Annotated in this window: 16 protein-coding genes; 11 read left to right on the top strand and 5 right to left on the bottom strand. The window is 59.6% G+C overall.

The features are described 5' to 3' along the window. Positions 1-17: 17 nt before the first annotated feature. The 4 genes from ACK3CV_RS02835 (at position 18) to ACK3CV_RS02820 (ending at position 5,172) form a co-directional block, all read left to right on the top strand. A complete protein-coding gene (locus tag ACK3CV_RS02835) occupies positions 18-1,547 on the top strand; it encodes a xylulokinase (RefSeq protein ID WP_164141553.1) in 1,530 nt (509 codons plus the stop codon). Next, entirely contained in the window at positions 1,544-2,875 is a 1,332-nt protein-coding gene (fucP, locus tag ACK3CV_RS02830) for an L-fucose:H+ symporter permease (protein WP_033648624.1), read from the top strand. Before ACK3CV_RS02835 ends, fucP begins: the two co-directional genes overlap by 4 nt. Position 2,876: 1 nt before the next feature. Then, entirely contained in the window at positions 2,877-3,269 is a 393-nt protein-coding gene (locus tag ACK3CV_RS02825; protein ID WP_033652793.1) for a VOC family protein, read from the top strand. A gap of 1,210 nt (positions 3,270-4,479) precedes the next feature. Beyond that, a complete protein-coding gene (locus tag ACK3CV_RS02820) occupies positions 4,480-5,172 on the top strand; it encodes an acyl-homoserine-lactone synthase (protein WP_164141551.1) in 693 nt (230 codons plus the stop codon). On the opposite strand, the gene ACK3CV_RS02815 is transcribed toward ACK3CV_RS02820, so the two are convergent. Continuing rightward, positions 5,173-5,889 carry a helix-turn-helix transcriptional regulator gene (locus ACK3CV_RS02815; RefSeq protein WP_033636878.1) on the bottom strand — a complete coding sequence of 239 codons (717 nt, stop codon included), beginning with the start codon at positions 5,887-5,889 and terminating at the stop codon, positions 5,173-5,175. Between the two features lie 200 nt (positions 5,890-6,089). Between ACK3CV_RS02815 and ACK3CV_RS02810 the strand changes: the two genes are divergently transcribed. Further along, the gene (locus ACK3CV_RS02810; RefSeq protein WP_033636877.1) at positions 6,090-6,848 is read left to right on the top strand and encodes a DeoR/GlpR family DNA-binding transcription regulator; all 759 of its coding nucleotides are present in this window, start codon (positions 6,090-6,092) and stop codon (positions 6,846-6,848) included. A 62-nt stretch (positions 6,849-6,910) separates the two neighbouring features. Here the strand turns inward: ACK3CV_RS02810 and lptG are convergent, their stop codons facing one another. Further along, positions 6,911-7,981 (bottom strand): LPS export ABC transporter permease LptG, encoded by a 1,071-nt coding sequence (lptG, locus tag ACK3CV_RS02805; RefSeq protein WP_094859872.1) that lies wholly within the window; start codon positions 7,979-7,981, stop codon positions 6,911-6,913. After that, entirely contained in the window at positions 7,981-9,075 is a 1,095-nt protein-coding gene (lptF, locus tag ACK3CV_RS02800) for an LPS export ABC transporter permease LptF (protein ID WP_033636875.1), read from the bottom strand. The genes lptG and lptF overlap by 1 nt, the downstream gene beginning before the upstream one ends. 282 nt (positions 9,076-9,357) lie before the next feature. Here lptF and pepA point away from each other — a divergent pair, with 282 nt between their 5' ends. From pepA to ACK3CV_RS02775, 5 genes are all read left to right on the top strand, one after another. Next, positions 9,358-10,869, top strand: a complete 1,512-nt coding sequence (pepA, locus tag ACK3CV_RS02795; RefSeq protein ID WP_033636874.1) for a leucyl aminopeptidase — start codon at positions 9,358-9,360, stop codon at positions 10,867-10,869. A gap of 84 nt (positions 10,870-10,953) precedes the next feature. Beyond that, the gene (locus ACK3CV_RS02790; protein WP_033631663.1) at positions 10,954-11,403 is read left to right on the top strand and encodes a DNA polymerase III subunit chi; all 450 of its coding nucleotides are present in this window, start codon (positions 10,954-10,956) and stop codon (positions 11,401-11,403) included. A gap of 12 nt (positions 11,404-11,415) precedes the next feature. Then, positions 11,416-14,292 carry a valine--tRNA ligase gene (locus tag ACK3CV_RS02785; RefSeq protein WP_033636873.1) on the top strand — a complete coding sequence of 959 codons (2,877 nt, stop codon included), beginning with the start codon at positions 11,416-11,418 and terminating at the stop codon, positions 14,290-14,292. A 200-nt stretch (positions 14,293-14,492) separates the two neighbouring features. Continuing rightward, positions 14,493-14,996, top strand: a complete 504-nt coding sequence (locus ACK3CV_RS02780) for a GNAT family N-acetyltransferase (RefSeq protein ID WP_033636872.1) — start codon at positions 14,493-14,495, stop codon at positions 14,994-14,996. A 226-nt stretch (positions 14,997-15,222) separates the two neighbouring features. Next, positions 15,223-16,830 carry a GMC family oxidoreductase gene (locus ACK3CV_RS02775; RefSeq protein WP_164038609.1) on the top strand — a complete coding sequence of 536 codons (1,608 nt, stop codon included), beginning with the start codon at positions 15,223-15,225 and terminating at the stop codon, positions 16,828-16,830. Between the two features lie 15 nt (positions 16,831-16,845). Here ACK3CV_RS02775 and miaE read toward each other — a convergent pair whose 3' ends face one another. Continuing rightward, positions 16,846-17,610 (bottom strand): tRNA isopentenyl-2-thiomethyl-A-37 hydroxylase MiaE, encoded by a 765-nt coding sequence (gene miaE / locus ACK3CV_RS02770; protein ID WP_015376459.1) that lies wholly within the window; start codon positions 17,608-17,610, stop codon positions 16,846-16,848. A 179-nt stretch (positions 17,611-17,789) separates the two neighbouring features. After that, positions 17,790-18,215, bottom strand: coding sequence for a ribonuclease E inhibitor RraB (gene rraB, locus ACK3CV_RS02765; protein ID WP_004933365.1), 426 nt, complete (start codon positions 18,213-18,215; stop codon positions 17,790-17,792). A gap of 162 nt (positions 18,216-18,377) precedes the next feature. On the opposite strand from rraB, the gene argF reads away from it, so the two are divergent. Beyond that, positions 18,378-19,397: an ornithine carbamoyltransferase gene (argF, locus tag ACK3CV_RS02760; protein ID WP_164038611.1), complete on the top strand. Its 1,020-nt coding sequence runs from the start codon at positions 18,378-18,380 to the stop codon at positions 19,395-19,397. Positions 19,398-19,559 lie beyond the last annotated feature (162 nt).

Raw genomic sequence — 19,559 nt, 5'->3', positions numbered from 1 at the left:
CCACGGGAGTGATAACAATGAAAGATTTACTTCTTACCCTTGATATCGGCACCGGCAGCACCCGCGCCGGGCTGGTCACCAACACCGGGGAAATCCTTGGCTTCGCGCAGCGCGAGTACGAGCAGATCACGCCGCAGGCCGGTTGGTCGGAACAAGCGCCTTCACTGTGGTGGCAGAGTGTCTGCCAGTGTACGCAGGAGCTGTACGCGCGCTACGCCGAATACTGGCCGCGGATCGCCGCCGTCGGCGCCTGCGGGCAAATGCACGGCACGGTCTTGCTCGATGCCGACGGCGAACTGGTCGTCGATCGCGCCATGCTGTGGAACGACAAACGCGCGCAGCCGCAGGTGGCGCGCTTTAGCCACCAACAGCCGCCGCAGCCCTGGCTTGAACTGTTGAACAATCCCCCCACCGCCGCCTGGCCGGCGTTCAAGCTGGCCTGGCTGCGCGAGCATCATCCATCGCAGTGGGAGCGCATCGCTACGGTGTTGATGCCGAAGGATTACGTCAATTTCCGGCTCTGCGGCGTACGCGCCACCGATTACAGCGAAGCCTCCTGCTATTACCTGATGGACAGCGCCACGCTGCAGTGGTCGCCAGAGGCGCTGCGGCAGTTCGGGCTGCGCGCCGATCAGCTGCCCACCATCCATCTCTCCAGCGAGGTGATTGGCCACATTACGCCCGCAGCGGCAAGCGTTACCGGTCTGCCGCTGGGGGTGCCGGTGGTGGCGGGCACGGCGGATATGGCCGCTACCCTGCTCGGCTCCGGCGTCTATCAGGCCGGCATCGCCTCCGACAGCACCGGCACCTCCACGCTGCTCACCGTGGTCTCGGAACACCCGCTGCTCTCCGCCGGCGTCAACAACCTGCACCTGGCTAACTCGGCCTGGGGTGGTTTTACCCTGCTTGATGCCGGTGGCGACGCCATGCGCTGGGCGCGTTCGGCGCTGAGCGCCGGCCAACTCAGCCATCAACAGATGCTTGATATGGCGGCCGAGGTGCCGCCGGGCGCCGAAGGGCTGCTGTTCCTGCCCTACCTGACCGGCGAGCGGCTGGCGGAACACACCAACTCGCGCGCGCAGTTCTTCGGCCTGCAACGCAAGCATAGGCAGCCGCATCTCTACCGCGCGGTGCTGGAAGGCGTAGCGCTGGCCTCCCTGCGTAATCTGCAGCAGCTCAGGCGCCACGCACAGGAGCCGGAGGCAATGATCGCCTCCGGCGGCGGCGCACGCAGCCCGCTTTGGCTGCAGATCAAAGCCTCGGTCTATAACCTGCCGCTGCTGCAGACGCGCAATCAGGAGAACGGCACCACCGGCTGCGCGATCGTCGCCGGGGTCGGCGTCGGGCTGTTCAGCAGTTTTGCCCAGGGAGTGAGCCGCACCGTCAGCATCGAGCGCGAATTTACCCCCGATCCGCGCCAGCACGAGCACTACCTGCGCTGCTTCGAGCTGTTCGAACAGCTCTACCGCCAGGCGCAGCCCCTCTACGAACAGCTTGACGTTATTAGCTCGTTCTCTTTTTCTCCGGATGAAGGAACACCGCAATGAGCGACTCTCTGATTAACAAGGGCGACATCGCGCAGCACGCCGCGGCCGAAAGTATCGACCGCAGCGCTTATCTGCCCGCCACGCCCTGGCTGCAGCTGATGCTGGTCTGCTGCCTGTTCGCCCTGTGGGGCATGGCCGGCAACCTGAACGATATTCTGATCGCCCAGTTCAAGAAGGGGTTCGATCTGTCGGATACCCAGACCGCGCTGGTGCAGTCGATCTTCTTCCTCGGCTACTTTGTGATGGCGCTGCCCGCCGCAGCGGTGATCAAACGCTACTCGTACAAGGTGGCGATCGTGATCGGCCTGTGCCTGTACGCACTCGGCTGCTTCCTGTTTATTCCTGCGGCGCAGATCATGACCTACGGCGCTTTCCTGGCCTGCCTGGGGGTGATCGCTACCGGGCTGTCGTTCCTCGAAACCTCCGCCAATACCTACTCCAGCCTGCTGGGGCCGCTGGAAACCTCCACCCAGCGCATCAACTTCTCGCAGATCTTCAACTCGCTGGGGATCATTTTTGGCGTCTTGATCGGCCAGCAGCTGGTGTTCGGCAAAAACGATCCCAGCCACGCCGAGCTGCTGCAAATGCCACCGGCTGTGGCCGAAGCGGCGCGCACCCAGATGGTGTCGCAGGTGGTCACGCCTTATCTGATCATCGGCAGCGTACTGATCGTGTTGGCACTGATCTTCGTGGCGGTGAAATTCCCCGCCTGCAAAACCCAACGTTCGCACCAGGGAGCGGGCAAGCCGCTGATGCAATCGCTGAAGATCCTGCTGGCGCTGCCGCGCTTCCGATTGGGGGTGCTGTCGCAGTTCCTGTATGTCGGCGCGCAGGTAGGGCTGTGGAGTTTCACCATTCGTTTTGTGCAAATGATTGAACAGGGCGCAACCGAGCATTCGGCCACCTACTGGCTGCTGGCCACGCTGGTCTGTTACTCGGCCGGCAAGGTGGTCACCACCGCGCTGATGAAAAAGTTCAGCCCGGCGCGGTTGCTCGGCGTGTTCTGTTCGGTATGCGTGCTGCTGTTGCTGCTGGCCGTCAACATCCAAAGCCTGCTGGCGGTGGTGGCGATCATGGGCGTTAACTTCTGCATGGCGCTGTGCTGGCCAACCAACTTTGGCCTGACGATCAAAGGGCTGGGCGAAGAAACTCAGGTGGCCGGTTCGATCGTGGTGATGTCGATCATCGGCGGCGCGGTGGTGCCGTTACTCATGGGCATCATCTCCGATCTCAACGGCGGCGATATGCAGATCGCCTTCGCAGTACCGCTGGTCTGCTTCGCCTACGTCGCCTTCTATGGCTTCTACTGCGCGCGCAAGGGGATTTGATATGGCACACCGGATTAACGGATTGATGCACGTCGGTCTGCGCTGCGCCGATATCGAACGAGCCGCCGGCTTCTATCGCTCGCTCGGTTTCGAACCCCGGCAAACGTTGGCGCTCGGCGGCCCCGTCGCCGTACAGTTTTTGCAGTTGGGTGAGCTAACGCTGGAGTTATACCAGTTACCTGACGAAGGGCTGACTCGCTCCCCTAGCGCCTATGGTATCGACCATATCGCTTTGCGGGTCATCGATCTGGCGGCCACGCAGCGTTGGCTGGCGGAGCTGGGGTATCCGGTGATTGAAGGGCCGACGCTGCAGCCCAGCGGTGCCAACGGCGTGCGTTATCTGATGATCGCCGGGCCGGACGGCGAGCGGGTGGAGTTCAGCCAGCCGCTGTAATGTTTCTTCCCCCATAGCACAAGGCCCGATGGCTGTGATAAGCCATCGGGCCTCATTCGATTTTTTGTCAGCACACGAGCCTTTACCGCCATAGCCATGCGCCTTATCGGCCATCGCCCACATTCCCTCAAGCGCCCTACCAGGCTGCGCCAAATAATCCCCAACCGCAATGGCAACACTGCAAATAATTGCATATCCATGTGTCAGCCAATAAAGAATAAGTTTACTTAACATTGCAGGAACAATATTTTTTCATTTATGGTAGTCATGACTGGAATAAGCCAATGGGAACGGGGTTGTCAGGGGATAGATGTTATTTCTTTAGATGGGATTTTATCTGTAACCAACAGAAAATAGCGTGCATACGTAACAAAACAGCAACCCAAAGCTAAAAACCAGCAGAGAACACTTGCCTCTGCTGAGTTGATAGCTTTAAGATGGTGTAAGAAAATTTTCCCTGGTGTTGGCCGATCTTGGCAGCCTGACCCTACGAGGTCAGGTTTTTTTTATGTTTTTTTCGTCGAAAATTGACTAGAAAAGTGTATCGCCTTAGGGAGTTAGAAGCTAGTTAGACTAAAGTATAGTACCCAACTAGACCTTCATCAGTTCAGTTGGGTTATTATTTCACATAGCAGAAATCGGGTGCCAGCACTATTTTTCGCTCTGTATCTCAGCAGCCACGGCGTTCTACCATGGCCACCATACACCGCTCATTTTACTCAGCAACCCAACATACCCGCAGAGCCGTCGAGAAATAGCACCGGTCCTGTCATTAAAATAATGTGATCTCTGTCAGATATTTTTTAATATCGCATTTTACCACTGCATGAAGACAGGTCCGAGGACGTACTGTAGAAATCACACCAGCCGCTCTTTTCACTCCTATTCCTCTGCCGGACGGCAAATCCATGCCCTATCGACACCCCCCAGTAACAAATAGTAAGAATTAATTTATTAAAATAATAAAATCCACCTAAATTATAACATCAATAATTAATATTTCACCATGGCAGATACGGCTCGGCAGTCATTGATAGTCAATCCTCTCCAGCCTTTAATCGGCCAAGCCGTTCAATCTCGTCGACCTGCTTTGTTCACCGTTCAATTGCCCTGAAGCTGCCTCGCCGCACGGCATAATAAGGTTAGCGCCGATCGCTTAAAAAGCCTTATCATTCTCATGCACCGGCATGCTCGTAGTGAAACTTCTCTGATGTTACTGGATAAAGTTATTTCTCTTAATTTATTCAAAGGTAACATTATGTTTAATATTTACAGCACCAACTACGCATCAATGAGCACCGAAAAATCAGCAGAACTTTATGTTTTAAGGAAAAACGTCTTTAAAGACAGGCTGCAATGGGCCGTGAACTGTTCAGACGGCAAGGAGCTGGATGAGTTTGATAATGATAAGACAAACTATATATTTGGCGTAAAGGACAACATGATAATTTGTGGTACGAGGATGATTGATATGAAACACAAGAATATGCTGAACAGCGCATTTTCCTCTTTCTTTCATGACGTCGTCATTCCAGAGGGGAATTTCATCGAGTCCACACGCTTTTTCGTCGATAAGGAAAGGACCCAGTCTCTGCTGGGCCGCCGGTTCCCTGTGACCCTGGCGCTGTTCTTGTCGCTAATCAACTATGCGCGGCAACACGGTTATGACGGCATATTGGCAGTCTCCAGCCACCCGATGTTGCATATCATCAAAAGCTCCGGCTGGAACGTCACGCAGTTGAAGACAGGCATGTCGGAAAAGAACGAGCCCGTTCATTTGCTGTTGGGCCACGTTGACCGTCAGAGCCAGGAGGCATTAAAAAACAGAATATTCAAAAAGTTGAATACGCAAGACGAGCACATGCTAAACGCCTGGCCGTTGAGCGACGAACCTGCGTTCTAATCACCCCACCGGTTTAATCAGCTGAAGTTCCATCCCTAAACGGATAGCATGCCGGGCATTCGCCACCCCCAGTTTTTTGACAATGTTCCCCATATGAAACTTGATGGTGCAGGTTTTGATCCCCAGGATCATGCCCATTTCCTGGTAGGTTTTCCCCACGCTGGCCCAATAGAGGATCTCGTTTTCTCTCTCTGTAAAACGGGCGTTTTTTTCCTGGCGCGCGGTGTTTTTTTCCGACAGTGAAGTCAGCGTTAAATACATCTCATGGGTCGATGCCAGCAGCAACGAAATATCGCCTTTATGCTGATTCAGCATCTGCATGGTTTCCGCCTTGCGCTCGGCAGCGAGGGTAAAGGAAAGGGTCACCAGATTATTATTAAAGTCATGCAACACGAAGGTATAGCCATCGGCTACGCCGAATTCGCGTGCTTGCTCGAACAACTCAGAAAAACGGAAGCCGGCGCCAGCCATGAGATTCTCATCCCAGGCGAAAGGTGTCAGGCGATTGAGCGCCGTAATAACCACCGGATCGGTATATTGCAGCCCTTGCTCTTTATATTGCTTTACCCATTCACCGGGGTAATTGGTGACGCCAAAGATACATGACATATCTTTCTTGGATAACACCACGTAGGCCCAGATAAGCTCGCCGAAATCGCCTAATGCTGCTTCCAGATGCTTGCTGATAATGTGACTGATATTTTCTTCATATTCCATTAACTGCCTGCCCCGCTACCCAATACACCGCAGGGTAGACTATACCAAAAAGGATCGGTGCGCCGTAACCTTCGCATCTCGCACGGATAATGCCCGCTGGAATATTGCCAGCGGCGGCCGGCAAGCGCTTTGCCTGCCGCCGATGCGCGGGGTATATTAGCCGCACGTCCATTGTGCCTGTCAGGAGTGAATGAGTGAGCATGTTCGCAGAAGAGCGCCAGGAAAAACTCCTCGCCATTCTCAAGGAGAAGCGCAAGCTCTCCGTGGGGGAAATGAGCTCGCGCTTTAACGTCTCCGGCGCCACCATCCGCACCGATCTGCGCATTCTGGAAGACGCCGGCATGCTGACGCGCACCCACGGCGGCGCCATTCTGCGCACCCGCGCCAGCTTCGAGGTCGGTTCCGATCAGCGTGAAGAGGTGAACCTCAGCGCCAAGGAGCAAATCGGTCAATTGGCCGCCGGCCTGGTGGAAGACGGCGACATCATCGTATTGGACACCGGCACCACCACCCTGCAGATCGCCCGCCATCTACGCCAGCGCCGCAACCTGACCGTAGTCACCAACGATTTCATGATCGCCAAGAGTCTGGAAGACGTCGAATCTATCCAGATCATCCTGCTGGGCGGCATCGTCAAAAAGGGTTATCACTGCGCGGTCGCCATCAACGGCCGTTCACTGCTGGATACGCTGAACATCGACAAGGCGTTTATGGGCGCCAACGCGCTATCGCTGAAACAGGGTGCCTGCGTGGCCGACATCATGCTGGCCGAAACCAAGCGCGCGATGGTGGAGCATGCCAATCAGGTGATCGTGGTGTGCGATCACTCCAAGCTGAGCAACACCTCGCTGGCGCAGTTCGCCTCCCCTGCCCAGATCGACACCCTGGTGCTGGATCGCCTGCCGGAAGACGCGCAGGCCTATCAGGATGCCGGCATTGCGCTGCTGAGCGTCAGCTAACCCCCCCCAACAAAAAAGGCGCGGCCCCACGGCCACGCCTTTCTTCACTACCGCTCGCCCCGCTACTTGCGTTTGAGCAGCATATACACGCTGATCAGCAGGAACAGCATGCTCGGCAGCAGCGCGCCCAGCACCGGCGGCATGCTATACACCAGGCTCAGCGGGCCGAAGATCTGATCCAGCACGTAGAACAGGAAGCCGAAGCTGATGCCGGTCACCACGCGGATGCCCATCGGCACGCTGCGCAGCGGGCCGAAGATGAACGACAGCGCCATCAGCATCATCACCGCCACCGACAGCGGCGAGAAGATTTTGCTCCACATGTTGAGCTGGTAACGGTTGGATTCCTGGCCGCTCTGCTTCAGGTACTTCACGTAGTTGTGCAGCCCGCTGATGGAGAGCGAATCCGGATCCAGCGCCACCACGCCCAGCTTGTCCGGGGTCAGGTTGGTTTTCCATTCGCCGGTCAGCGTCTGGGTGCCGGTCACCTGTTTCGGATCGGTCAGATCCGAGGTATCCACCTGCGAAAGCTGCCACACCCCGTTCTCGAAGCTGGCGGTGGCGGCATAGCGCACCGTCTCCAGGCGACGCTGATCGTTGAAGTGGTAGATGTTCACGCCGGAGAGTTCTTTATCGCCGGAGACGCGCTCGATGTAGATGAAGTCGTTGCCGTCCTTCGCCCACAGCCCGCTCTTGGTGGAGAGCAGCGAGCCGCCGTACATCTGCTGGGCGCGGTAGTTGCGCGCCATCTGCTCGCCCTGCGGCGCCACCCACTCGCCGATCGCCATGGTCAGCAGCACCAGCGGAATGGCGGTTTTCATCACCGAGCCGGCGATCTGCAGGCGGGTGAAGCCGGAAGCCTGCATGACGACCAGTTCGCTGCGCGTCGCCAGTTGGCCCAGGCCGAGCAGCGCGCCGAGCAGCGCTGCCATCGGGAAGAAGATCTCGATGTCTTTCGGCACGCTCAGCAGGGTGTACATGCCGGCGCTCAACGCGGTGTATTCGCCCTGGCCGACCTTGCGCAGCTGATCGACGAACTTGATGATGCCGGACAGCGACACCAGCATGAACAGCGTCATGATGATGGTGTTGAAAATCGTTTTACCGATATACCGGTCTAATACGCCAAACATCAGGCCGCTCCTCTCAGGCGTGCGCGCAGCTTGCGCATCGGCACGGTATCCCACAGGTTCAGCGCCAGCGCGATCGCGAAGTAAACGCCGTTAACCAGCCACAGCCACAGCATCGGATCCAGCTTGCCCTTGCCGGCGTTGGAGCGCAGCGAGGTCTGCAGCAGGAAGAAGATCAGATACAGCAGGATGGCCGGCAGCATGCTCAGCACGCGGCCCTGGCGCGGGTTCACCACGCTGAGCGGCACCACCAGCAGCGCCATCAGCGCCACCGACACCACCAGCGTCAGGCGCCAGTGGAACTCGGCGCGCGCATCCGGATCGTCGGACTCCCACAGCGTCTGCATCGACATCTGTTCGGATTCGGTGTTGTCCGCCGCCACGGTGCGGTGGCCAATCACCGCCTTGTAGTCGTTGAAGTCGGTAATGCGGAAGTCGCGCAGCAGCGCGGTGCCTTCAAAGCGGGTGCCCTTGTCGAGCGTCACCACCTGCGAGCCGTCTTTCTGCTGCACAATGTTGCCGTGCTCGGCCACCACCACCGACGGGCGTTGGTTGCCGTTCGGCCGCAGCTGCGCCAGGAACACGTCGTTGAAGGTGCTGCCCTTCACGTTGCCGATAAACAGCACCGCGTTGCCGTCCTGCGAGGGTTTGAACTGCCCTTCCGCCAGCCCGGCGATGCTCGGGTTGGCCTTGGCTTCGTTCACCACCACGTCCTGATAGCGCGAGGCCCAGGGGCCGGCCCAAAACACGTTCACCGCCGCGATCGCAGAGGTGAACAGCGCCAGGATCATGGCGGCGATAATCAGGGTGCGTTTGCCCAGCCCGCAGGCGTGCATAACGGTGATTTCGCTCTCGGTATACAACCGCCCAAGCGTCATCAGCAAGCCGAGAAACAGGCTCAAAGGCAGGATGAGCTGCGCCATTTTCGGCACGCCCAGCGCCAGCAGGGAGAGGACTAAGTTTGTCGGGATATTGCCGTCCACCGCATCGCCCAACACCCTGACCAGGTTCTGACAAAAGAAGATCAGAAGCAGGATGAACAGGATGGCGATTTGGCTCTTGAGCGTTTCCCGTACCAGATATCTTATGATGATCACGCTTATTACGCCTGTGAAAACTTGTCTTTTTGCAGGAAAATCGATAATTTCATCGCTAATCCGCCATTTATTCTCATCATATGGCAACCTTCACAGCTAAAATAGTATTACAACATCAAGCCGTTTGGGTGTCCTATAGGAACTTGCTTATAGTCGCCAAAACAGAGCAATTTACGCCGTTCAGGTTAACATAATCCGTTAACTCAAATGGCGGGAGATCGTTACGGAGTCGGTTATTCTAGCCGTAGCGTCCGCCTTTGTCTTTAAGATTCAGGAGAGTGCATGGAGTTCAGTGTAAAAAGCGGTAGCCCGGAAAAACAGCGCAGTGCCTGTATTGTAGTCGGCGTTTTCGAACCGCGCCGCCTGTCCCCTATCGCAGAACAACTCGACAAAATCAGTGATGGTTATATCAGCGCATTGCTGCGCCGTGGCGAACTGGAAGGCAAGGTCGGGCAGACGCTGCTACTGCACCATGTGCCCAACATTCTCTCCGAGCGCATCCTGCTGATCGGCTGCGGCAAAGAGCGCGAGCTCGATGAGCGCCAATACAAGCAGGTGATCCAGAAAACCATCAATACCCTCAACGACACCGGCTCGATGGAAGCGGTCTGCTTCCTGACCGAGCTGCATGTAAAAGGCCGCAATACCTATTGGAAAGTGCGTCAGGCGGTGGAAACCGCCAAAGAGACGCTCTACACCTTCGATCAGTTGAAAAGCAACAAGGTGGAGCCGCGTCGTCCGCTGCGCAAAATGGTGTTCAACGTGCCGACCCGCCGTGAGCTCACCAGCGGCGAACGCGCTATCCAGCACGGCCTGGCGGTGGCTTCCGGCATCAAGGCGGCCAAAGATCTCGGCAACATGCCGCCGAACATCTGTAACGCCGGCTACCTGGCCTCGCAGGCCCGCCAGCTGGCGGACGCCTTCAGCACCCACATCACCACCCGCGTCATCGGCGAACAGCAGATGAAAGAGCTGGGCATGAACGCCTATCTGGCGGTCGGCGCCGGTTCGCAGAACGAATCATTGATGTCGGTGATGGAATATAAGGGCAACCCAAATCCGGACGCTAAGCCGATCGTGCTGGTAGGCAAAGGGCTGACCTTCGACTCCGGCGGCATCTCGATCAAACCGGCCGACGGCATGGACGAGATGAAATACGACATGTGCGGCGCGGCGACCGTGTACGGCGTGATGCGCGTGGTGGCGGAGCTGAACCTGCCGCTGAACGTGATCGGCGTGCTGGCCGGCTGTGAAAACATGCCGGGCGGCCGGGCGTATCGTCCGGGCGATGTGCTGACCACCATGTCCGGCCAGACCGTCGAGGTGCTGAACACCGACGCCGAAGGCCGTCTGGTGCTGTGCGACACCCTGACCTACGTCGAGCGCTTCGAGCCGGAGCTGGTGATCGACATCGCCACCCTGACCGGCGCCTGCGTGATCGCCTTGGGCCACCACATCACCGGCCTGATGTCGAACCACAACCCGCTGGCGCACGAGCTGCTGGGCGCTTCCGAGCAGGCCGGCGACCGCGCCTGGCGCCTGCCGATGGCCGACGAGTACTACGAGCAGCTGGACTCCAACTTCGCCGACATGGCGAACATCGGTGGCCGCCCAGGCGGTGCCATCACCGCTGCCTGCTTCCTGTCGCGCTTCACCCGCAAGTACACCTGGGCGCACCTGGATATCGCCGGCACCGCCTGGCGTTCCGGTAAAGCCAAGGGCGCGACCGGCCGCCCGGTGGCGCTGCTGTCGCAGTTCTTGCTCAACCGTGCAGGCCTGAACGGCGACGATTAAATCTGAGCGGTAATTCAGGTATAATCCCAAGGGGCACAGCATGCTGTGCCCCTACATTTTTTTATCGGCAGCGGTGGATCCTTAATGAAACAGGCGACGTTTTATTTGCTCGACAACGCGGAACCGTCTGGTGCGCTCAGCGCCCATGAGGCCGTGGCCTGCGCCGTTGCCGCCAACGGCTTCCGTTCCGGCAAACGGGTGCTGATCGCCTGCGAGAGCCAGGAGCAGGCCCAGCGGCTGGACGAAGCGCTGTGGCAGCGCGAGCCGCATGAGTTCGTGCCGCACAACCTGGCCGGCGAAGGGCCGCACTACGGCGCGCCGGTGGAACTGTGCTGGCCCGGCAAGCGCGGCAACGCCCCGCGCGATCTGCTGATCGCCCTGCTGCCGCAGTTTGCCGATTTTGCTACCGCTTTCCATGAAGTGGTAGACTTCGTTCCTTACGAAGACACTCTGAAACAGTTGGCGCGCGACCGTTACAAGGCCTATCGCAGCGTCGGCTTCCATTTGACCACGGCTACGCCGCCAACTCACTGAATACGATAAAGAATGGAAAAGACAAACAGTCAGCTCGACACCGCATACGACCCAAAACAGATCGAACAGAAGCTGTACGATCACTGGGAGAATCAGGGTTACTTCAAGCCGAACGGCGACACCAGCCAGGAAAGCTTCTGCATCATGATCCCGCCGCCGAACGTCACCGGCAGCCTGCACATGGGCCACGCGTTCCAGCAGACCATCATGGACACCATGATTCGCTATCAGCGCATGCAGGGTAAAAACACCCTGTGGCAGGCGGGTACCGACCACGCCGGCATCGCCACCCAGATGGTGGTGGAGCGCAAGATCGCCGCGGAAGAAGGCAAAACCCGCCACGACTACGGCCGTGACGCGTTTATCGACAAAATCTGGCAGTGGAAGGCGGAGTCCGGCGGCACCATCACCCGCCAGATGCGCCGTCTGGGCAACTCCGTGGACTGGGAGCGCGAGCGCTTCACCATGGACGAAGGCCTGTCGAACGCGGTGCGCGAAGTGTTTGTCCGTCTGCACAAAGAAGACCTGATCTACCGCGGCAAGCGCCTGGTGAACTGGGATCCGAAGCTGCGCACCGCCATCTCCGATCTGGAAGTGGAAAACCGCGAATCCAAAGGTTCCATGTGGCACCTGCGCTACCCGCTGGCCGACGGCGCGAAAACCGCCGAGGGCAAAGACTACCTGGTGGTCGCCACCACCCGTCCGGAAACCGTGCTGGGCGATACCGGCGTGGCGGTCAACCCGGAAGATCCGCGCTATAAAGACCTGATCGGCAAAGAGATCATTCTGCCGCTGGTCGGCCGCCGCATCCGCATCGTCGGCGACGAACACGCCGATATGGAAAAAGGCACCGGCTGCGTGAAGATCACCCCGGCGCACGATTTCAACGACTACGAAGTCGGCAAACGCCACGGCCTGCCGATGATCAACATTCTGACCTTCGACGGCGACATCCGTCAGGAAGCGGAAGTGTTCAACACCCTGGGCGAAGTCTGCACCGACTACTGCAACGAGATCCCGGCCGAGTTCCGCGGCCTGGAGCGCTTCGCGGCGCGTAAAGCGGTGGTTGCCGCCTTCGAAAATCTGGGCCTGCTGGACGAGATCAAACCGCACGACCTGACGGTGCCTTACGGCGACCGCGGCGGCGTGGTGATCGAGCCGATGCTGACCGACCAATGGTACGTGCGCACCGCGCCGCTGGCCAAAGTGGCGGTGGAAGCGGTCGAACAGGGCGACATCCAGTTTGTGCCGAAGCAGTACGAAAACATGTACTTCAGCTGGATGCGTGACATTCAGGACTGGTGCATCTCGCGTCAGCTGTGGTGGGGCCACCGCATCCCGGCCTGGTATGACGTGAACGGCAAAGTCTACGTGGGCCGCAGCGAAGAAGAAGTGCGCAGCGAGAACAACCTGGGCGCCGACGTGGTGCTGACCCAGGACGAAGACGTGCTGGACACCTGGTTCTCGTCCGGCCTGTGGACCTTCTCTACCCTGGGCTGGCCGGAGCAGACCGAGGCGCTGAAAACCTTCCACCCGACCAGCGTGATGGTCAGCGGCTTCGACATCATCTTCTTCTGGATCGCGCGCATGATCATGCTGACCATGCACTTCATCAAGGATGAAAACGGCAAGCCGCAGGTGCCGTTCAAGACCGTCTACATGACCGGCCTTATCCGCGACGACGAAGGCCAGAAGATGTCCAAGTCCAAAGGCAACGTGATCGATCCGCTGGACATGGTCGACGGCATCTCGCTGGAAGATCTGCTGGAAAAACGCACCGGCAACATGATGCAGCCGCAGCTGGCGGAGAAAATCCGCAAGCGCACCGAGAAGCAGTTCCCGAACGGCATCGAGCCGCACGGCACCGACGCCCTGCGCTTCACCCTGGCGGCGCTGGCCTCGACCGGCCGCGACATCAACTGGGACATGAAGCGCCTGGAAGGCTACCGCAACTTCTGTAACAAGCTGTGGAACGCCAGCCGCTTCGTGCTGATGAACACCGAAGCGCACGACTGCGGCTTCAACGGCGGCGAGAAAGTGCTGTCGCTGGCGGATCGCTGGATCCTGGCCGAATTCAACCGCACGGTGAAAGCCTACCGCGAAGCGCTGGATACCTACCGCTTCGATCTGGCGGCCAACATCCTGTACGAATTCACCTGGAACCAGTTCTGCGACTGGTATCTGGAGCTGACCAAGCCGGTGGTGAGCAACGGCAGCGAAGCGGAACAGCGCGGCACCCGCCACACGCTGATCACCGTGCTGGAAGCGCTGCTGCGCCTGGCGCACCCGATCATTCCGTTCATCACCGAAACCATCTGGCAGCGCGTGAAGCCGCTGACCGGCACGACCGCAGACACCATCATGCTGCAGCCGTTCCCGGCCTACGACGCCGCGCTGGAAGACGAGCAGGCGCTGAACGATCTGGAGTGGATCAAGCAAACCATCATCGCCGTGCGCAACATCCGCGCCGAGATGAACATCGCGCCAAGCAAAGCGCTCGACGTGCTGCTGCGCAACTGCAGCGCCGACGCCCAGCGCCGTGTGCAGGAGAACCAAAGCTTTATCGCCCGTCTGGCGCGCCTGGAATCCATCGCGCTGCTGCCGGCCGGTGAGAAAGGCCCGGTCTCCGTCACCAAACTGGTGGACGGTGCCGAGCTGCTGATCCCGATGGCCGGTTTCATCGACAAGGACGCCGAGATCGCGCGTCTGGCGAAAGAGATGGGCAAGCTGGATGCGGAAATCGCCGCGATCGAAGGCAAGCTGGCGAACGAAGGCTTCGTGGCGCGCGCGCCGGAAGCGGTGGTCGCCAAAGAACGCGATCGTCTGGCGGCTTGCAAAGAAGGCAAAGTGAAGCTGCAGGAACAGCAGGCGACCATCGCCGCGCTGTAATCCACCGGCTCACGCCAACGCCTGAAAAACAGCGGGGTCTTCCCCGCTGTTTTTTTATCGCCGTTGCATCCGGGCCGGGTTAGGTGTTATTACAAGATATTACTGCTGCAGGGACGCCGCCGGGAAATAATCCCCGGCGCGTTTCGTGCTGCGATAAAAACGAAAAACGAACGTGGTCTCTTTCAATGGCGAGTGTAAACATGACAACAGCAACCCCGGCGCGCCTGCTGGTGCGCCCCATCACGGCGGAAGACAATGCCGCCATTGCTCACGTCATTCGCGAAGTCTCCGCCGAGCACGGCCTGACGGCGGATAAAGGCTATACCGTCTCCGATCCCAATCTGGACGCCCTGTATCAGCTCTATAGCCTGCCGCGTAGCGCTTACTGGGTGATCGAGGTAGACGGCCAGGTCGCCGGCGGCGGCGGCATCGCGCCGCTGCAGGGCGGCGCAGACGATATATGCGAATTGCAGAAGATGTATTTCCTGCCGGTGTTGCGCGGCAAGGGATTGGCGAAACGCCTGGCGCTGCAGGCGCTGGATTTCGCCCGCCGGCACGGCTTCCGCTGTTGTTACCTCGAAACCACCGCCAGCCTGACGCAGGCCGTTGCGCTGTACGAACATCTGGGCTTCGAACACATCGACCACGCGATGGGCGCTACCGGCCACGTCGATTGCGAAGTCACCATGCTGAAAACGCTGTAATCGCCCCCGCCTTCCCATCAGGGCGCAGCTTGCTGCGTCTTTTTTATTAATATCACAATCAATCAGTAAAACTCGCTATAACGCCGTATTTCAAGCAGATAAACTGACGTTAAAAACCACGATGTAAATTTAATGTGAAGTTCGTTAATAAATTAACGATCGCAAATTGACCGCTTTTCCCCCCGCGTTACTCTGCCAGTATCCCAATCGCGCACGGAGAGCTGTCATGTCGGAAAATACCTTTGATTACATCATCGTCGGCGCCGGTTCCGCCGGCTGCGTGCTGGCGGCACAGCTGATCCGCCGCACCCAGGCGCGGGTGCTGCTGCTGGAAGCCGGCGGCGACGACAATAACCTGTTCATCAAGATGCCGGCCGGCGTGGCCAAGATCATCGCCAAAAAGAGCTGGCCCTACGAGACGGAGCCGGAACCGCACGCCAACAACCGCCGCATGCAGATCGCGCAGGGCAAGGTGCTGGGCGGCAGCAGTTCGGTCAACGGCATGATCTACCTGCGCGGCCAGCCGCAGGACTACGACGACTGGGCCGAGCGCTATGGCTGCGCCGGCTGGAGCTACCGCGAGGTGCTGCCCTACTTCAAACGCGCCGAGGCCAATGAAAGCCTGTCGGACGACTACCACGGCGCCGACGGGCTGCTGCCGGTCAGCGAAAACCGCTACCGCCACCCGCTCAGCATGGCGTTTATCCGCGCCGGCCAGGAGCTGAACCTGCCCTACCGCAACGACTTCAACGGCGACAGCCAGCACGGCGTCGGTTTCTACCAAACCACCACCCACAACGGCGAACGCGCCAGCACCGCCCGCACCTACCTGAAGGCGGTGCGCGACGAACGGCGGCTGGTGGTGAAACTGAACGCGCTGGCGCACCGGCTGACCTTCGAGGGCAACGTCGCCACCGGCGTGGTCTACAGCCAGAACGGCGGCGCAGAAGTCACCGCGCGCGCCACCAAAGAGGTGATCGTCAGCGCCGGCGCGGTCGGTTCGCCGAAGCTGCTGATGCTGTCCGGCATCGGCCCGCGCGACCACCTGCAGCAGCTGGGCATCGAGGTGCGGGCGGATCTGCCGGTGGGCAAAAACTTCCACGACCATCTGCACATGTCGATCAACGTCAGCACCCGCGAGCCGATCAGCCTGTTCGGCGCCGATCGCGGCCTGCAGGCGCTGAGCCACGGCGCGCAGTGGCTGGCGTTTCGCAGCGGCGTGCTCTCGTCCAACGTGCTGGAAGGCGCCGCCTTCACCGACAGCCAGGGCGACGGCCGGCCGGACGTGCAGATCCACTTCCTGCCGCTGCTGGACAGCTGGGACGACGTGCCCGGCGAGCCGCTGCCGAACATTCACGGCTTCACGCTCAAGGTCGGCTACCTGCAGCCGAAGGCACGCGGCGAAGTGCTGCTGCGCAGCAGCAACCCGCGCGATCCGGTCAAGCTGTACGCCAACTACCTCGGCCACCCGGACGATTTGGCCGGCAGCGTGCGCGCGGTGAAGTTCGGCCTGGGCTTCCTGCAAACCGCGGCGCTGAAGCCGCTGATCAAGGATCTGCTGATGCCGCAGCCGGAGTGGACGCGCGACGAGGCGCAGCTGGAAGAGTTCGTGCGCAACTTCTGCAAGACGGTGTATCACCCGGTGGGCAGCTGCCGCATGGGGCCGTCGCCGCAGGACGCGGTGACCGATCCGCAGCTGCGGGTGCACGGATTTGAGCAGCTGCGGGTGATCGACTGCTCGGTGATGCCGCAGCTCACCAGCGGCAACACCAATGCGCCGACCATCATGCTGGCGGAAAAGGCGGTGGATCTGTTGCTGGGCGCGCCGCAGTAAGGGCGCGCCTCAACGTCAGGCGGCGGCGGGCACGCCGCTGTGGAAACGCAGCTCGCTGTCCGGCGACAGGATCAGTTCAGCTTCGAGACGGCCGAAATGCGCCACCCGTTCGCTGATGTCGCCGCCGGCGATCTGTTCCGCCAGCGTCAGGTAGTCCTGATAATGGCGCGCTTCGGAGCGCAGCAGCGAGACGTAAAAGCGGTTCAGCTCGTCGTCCAGATGCGGGGCCAGTTTGGCGAAGCGTTCGCAGGATCGCGCTTCGATGTAGGCGCCGCAGATCAGCTTGTCGATCAGCGTCGCCGGATCGTGAGTGCGGATCTCGCGGATCATCCCCTTGGCGTAGCGGCTGGCGGTGATCTTGCGATACGGGATCCCGCGCGCCTGCATGATCTCCAGCACCTGCGAGAAGTGATGCAGCTCTTCCTTGATCAACAGCACCATGCGATCCGCCAGATCCTGGCCATAGGCCGAGCCGTTTTTCGGCAAGATCTTGCGGGTGAACTGGCCCTGGCGAAACAGCGTGTCCGGCGCGCCCTGCGCTTCGTGCAGAAACGCCTCGTAAGGGCGCAGCAGCGCCAACAGCGCGTCGCCGCTCTCTTTGTCCGCCACGTAGCGGCGGATCAGCCACATGCCGGTCTGCGCGGCTTTCAGCTCGCATACCAGGTGGTCAGTCAGCAACAGCTGCAGGTTTTCCGGACGGCGCGCGGCGTCGATCCAGGCGTCAGGAGTTTCGCAGTGCAGGAAGCTTAAAATCGGGGCTAACAGGGATTGGTATGTCATGGCGTCATTGCCCTATGTATTTCAAGTTGCAGCTAGGCGGCCAGCTCACTCATCCCCAGGAGCTTACTCAGGTAAGTGACTGGGGTGAGAGAGTGCAGCCAACAACGCTGCAGCTTGAAAGACGACGGGGATATCAGGGGCCGGCGAAAGCCAGCCCACAGGCATTAATCGGAAAGGGATTAGTGGCGTTTGCCGTCGTCGTCTTCGTCGATGTAGTCGCCGTCTTCGTCATCCTCACCGTCTTCACCGTTCGGATCTTCGAAGTAGGTGCCCCAGCCGTCGTAGTTGACGCCGCAGCGTTCCGCCAGCGCCACCAACTGCTCGACCTGAGCGTCGATCAGCTCGGCGTTCAGGCCGACTTCGCTGATCACGTCGCAGCACATCACCAGCGAGCCGTCTTCCACTTCCAGCTCTTCGGCGTCGGTCACTTCGTAGCCCAGCTTGAAGGCTTCAACGGCGGCCTGCTCCAGAACCTCAAATTTCTCGGCGGACAGATGGTGCTCGATGGTGTAGAGCGCGTCCGGATCGCTGCCGTCTTCCAGCAGTTCTTCGATGATCAGGCGGGTCTCTTCACGTTGTTCTTCCAGCAATTCGCGGTTTGCCATGCCTATATCCTCAAGTCAAATGGCCTTCATTCCTTCTATTTTCACACACCGCCGACGTTGCTTCCACGATAAACGTGAAAGATTTCCTCGCCGGGGTTGAAATTGAATATTCATACATATAAAGTGAATTTTAATTCAATTAAACAATCAGGGAATCGGACTATGAGCACCGGCAATGCGTTCTACCAACGTCACTTTCTGAGGTTAATGGATTTCACCCCCACCGAGCTGCAGGCGCTGCTGAAACTGGCGGCCGATCTGAAGCAGGCCAAGAAGCAGGGGCAGGAACAGCGCCAGCTGCAGGGCAAAAACATTGCGCTCATCTTCGAAAAAGACTCGACCCGCACGCGATGCTCTTTCGAAGTTGCCGCATTCGATCAGGGCGCGCAGGTCACTTACCTCGGCCCGAGCGGCAGCCAGATCGGCCATAAGGAGTCGATGAAAGACACCGCCCGGGTGCTGGGCCGCCTGTACGACGGTATTCAGTATCGCGGCTACGGCCAGGCGCTGGTGGAAACCCTGGCGCAGCACGCCGGCGTGCCAGTGTGGAACGGCCTGACCGACGAGTTCCACCCCACCCAACTGCTGGCGGATCTGCTCACCGTGCAGGAGCACCTGCCGGGCAAGGCGCTGAGTGAAGTGAAGCTGGCGTACGTCGGCGACGCCCGCAACAACATGGGCAACACGCTGCTGGAAGCCGCCGCGCTGGCGGGCATGGATCTGCGGCTGGTGGCGCCGAAGGCCTGCTGGCCGCTGCCGGAGCTGGTGGCCGAGTGCCAGGCGTTGGCGCAGCAAACCGGGGCGAAACTCACCCTGACCGAAGACATCGCCGAAGGGGTGCAAGACGCCGACTTCCTCTACACCGACGTGTGGGTGTCGATGGGCGAACCGAAAGAGACCTGGCAGGAGCGTATCGCGCTGCTGCGGCCGTATCAGGTCAACATGGCGATGCTGAAGCTGACCGGCAACCCGAACGTGAAGTTCCTGCACTGCCTGCCAGCGTTCCACGACGATCAAACCACGCTCGGCAAGCAGATGGCGCAGCAGTACGATCTGCACGGCGGCATGGAAGTGACCGACGAAGTGTTCGAGTCGGCGCACAGCGTGGTGTTCGATCAGGCGGAAAACCGGCTGCACACCATCAAGGCGGTGCTGGTCGCCACGCTGAGCGAAACCCTCTGACCGCCCTCCCCTCCGCCCCGGCGCCCCCGGCCAGGGCGGCTAATATATTCCAGGAATATCAAATAGCGGATTGACCTTTGCTCACCGCCGGCAAAGGTTCTACCGTGACAGGCCGACGGCGCCCGCGCCGTAAAAACCAACGATAACAAACCGTTCTCAGCG

It is taken from the genome of Serratia sp. TSO36 (genome assembly GCF_057808395.1).
Note: the sequence above shows the minus strand (reverse complement) of the source record. Positions and strands in the feature narration are given on the sequence as shown.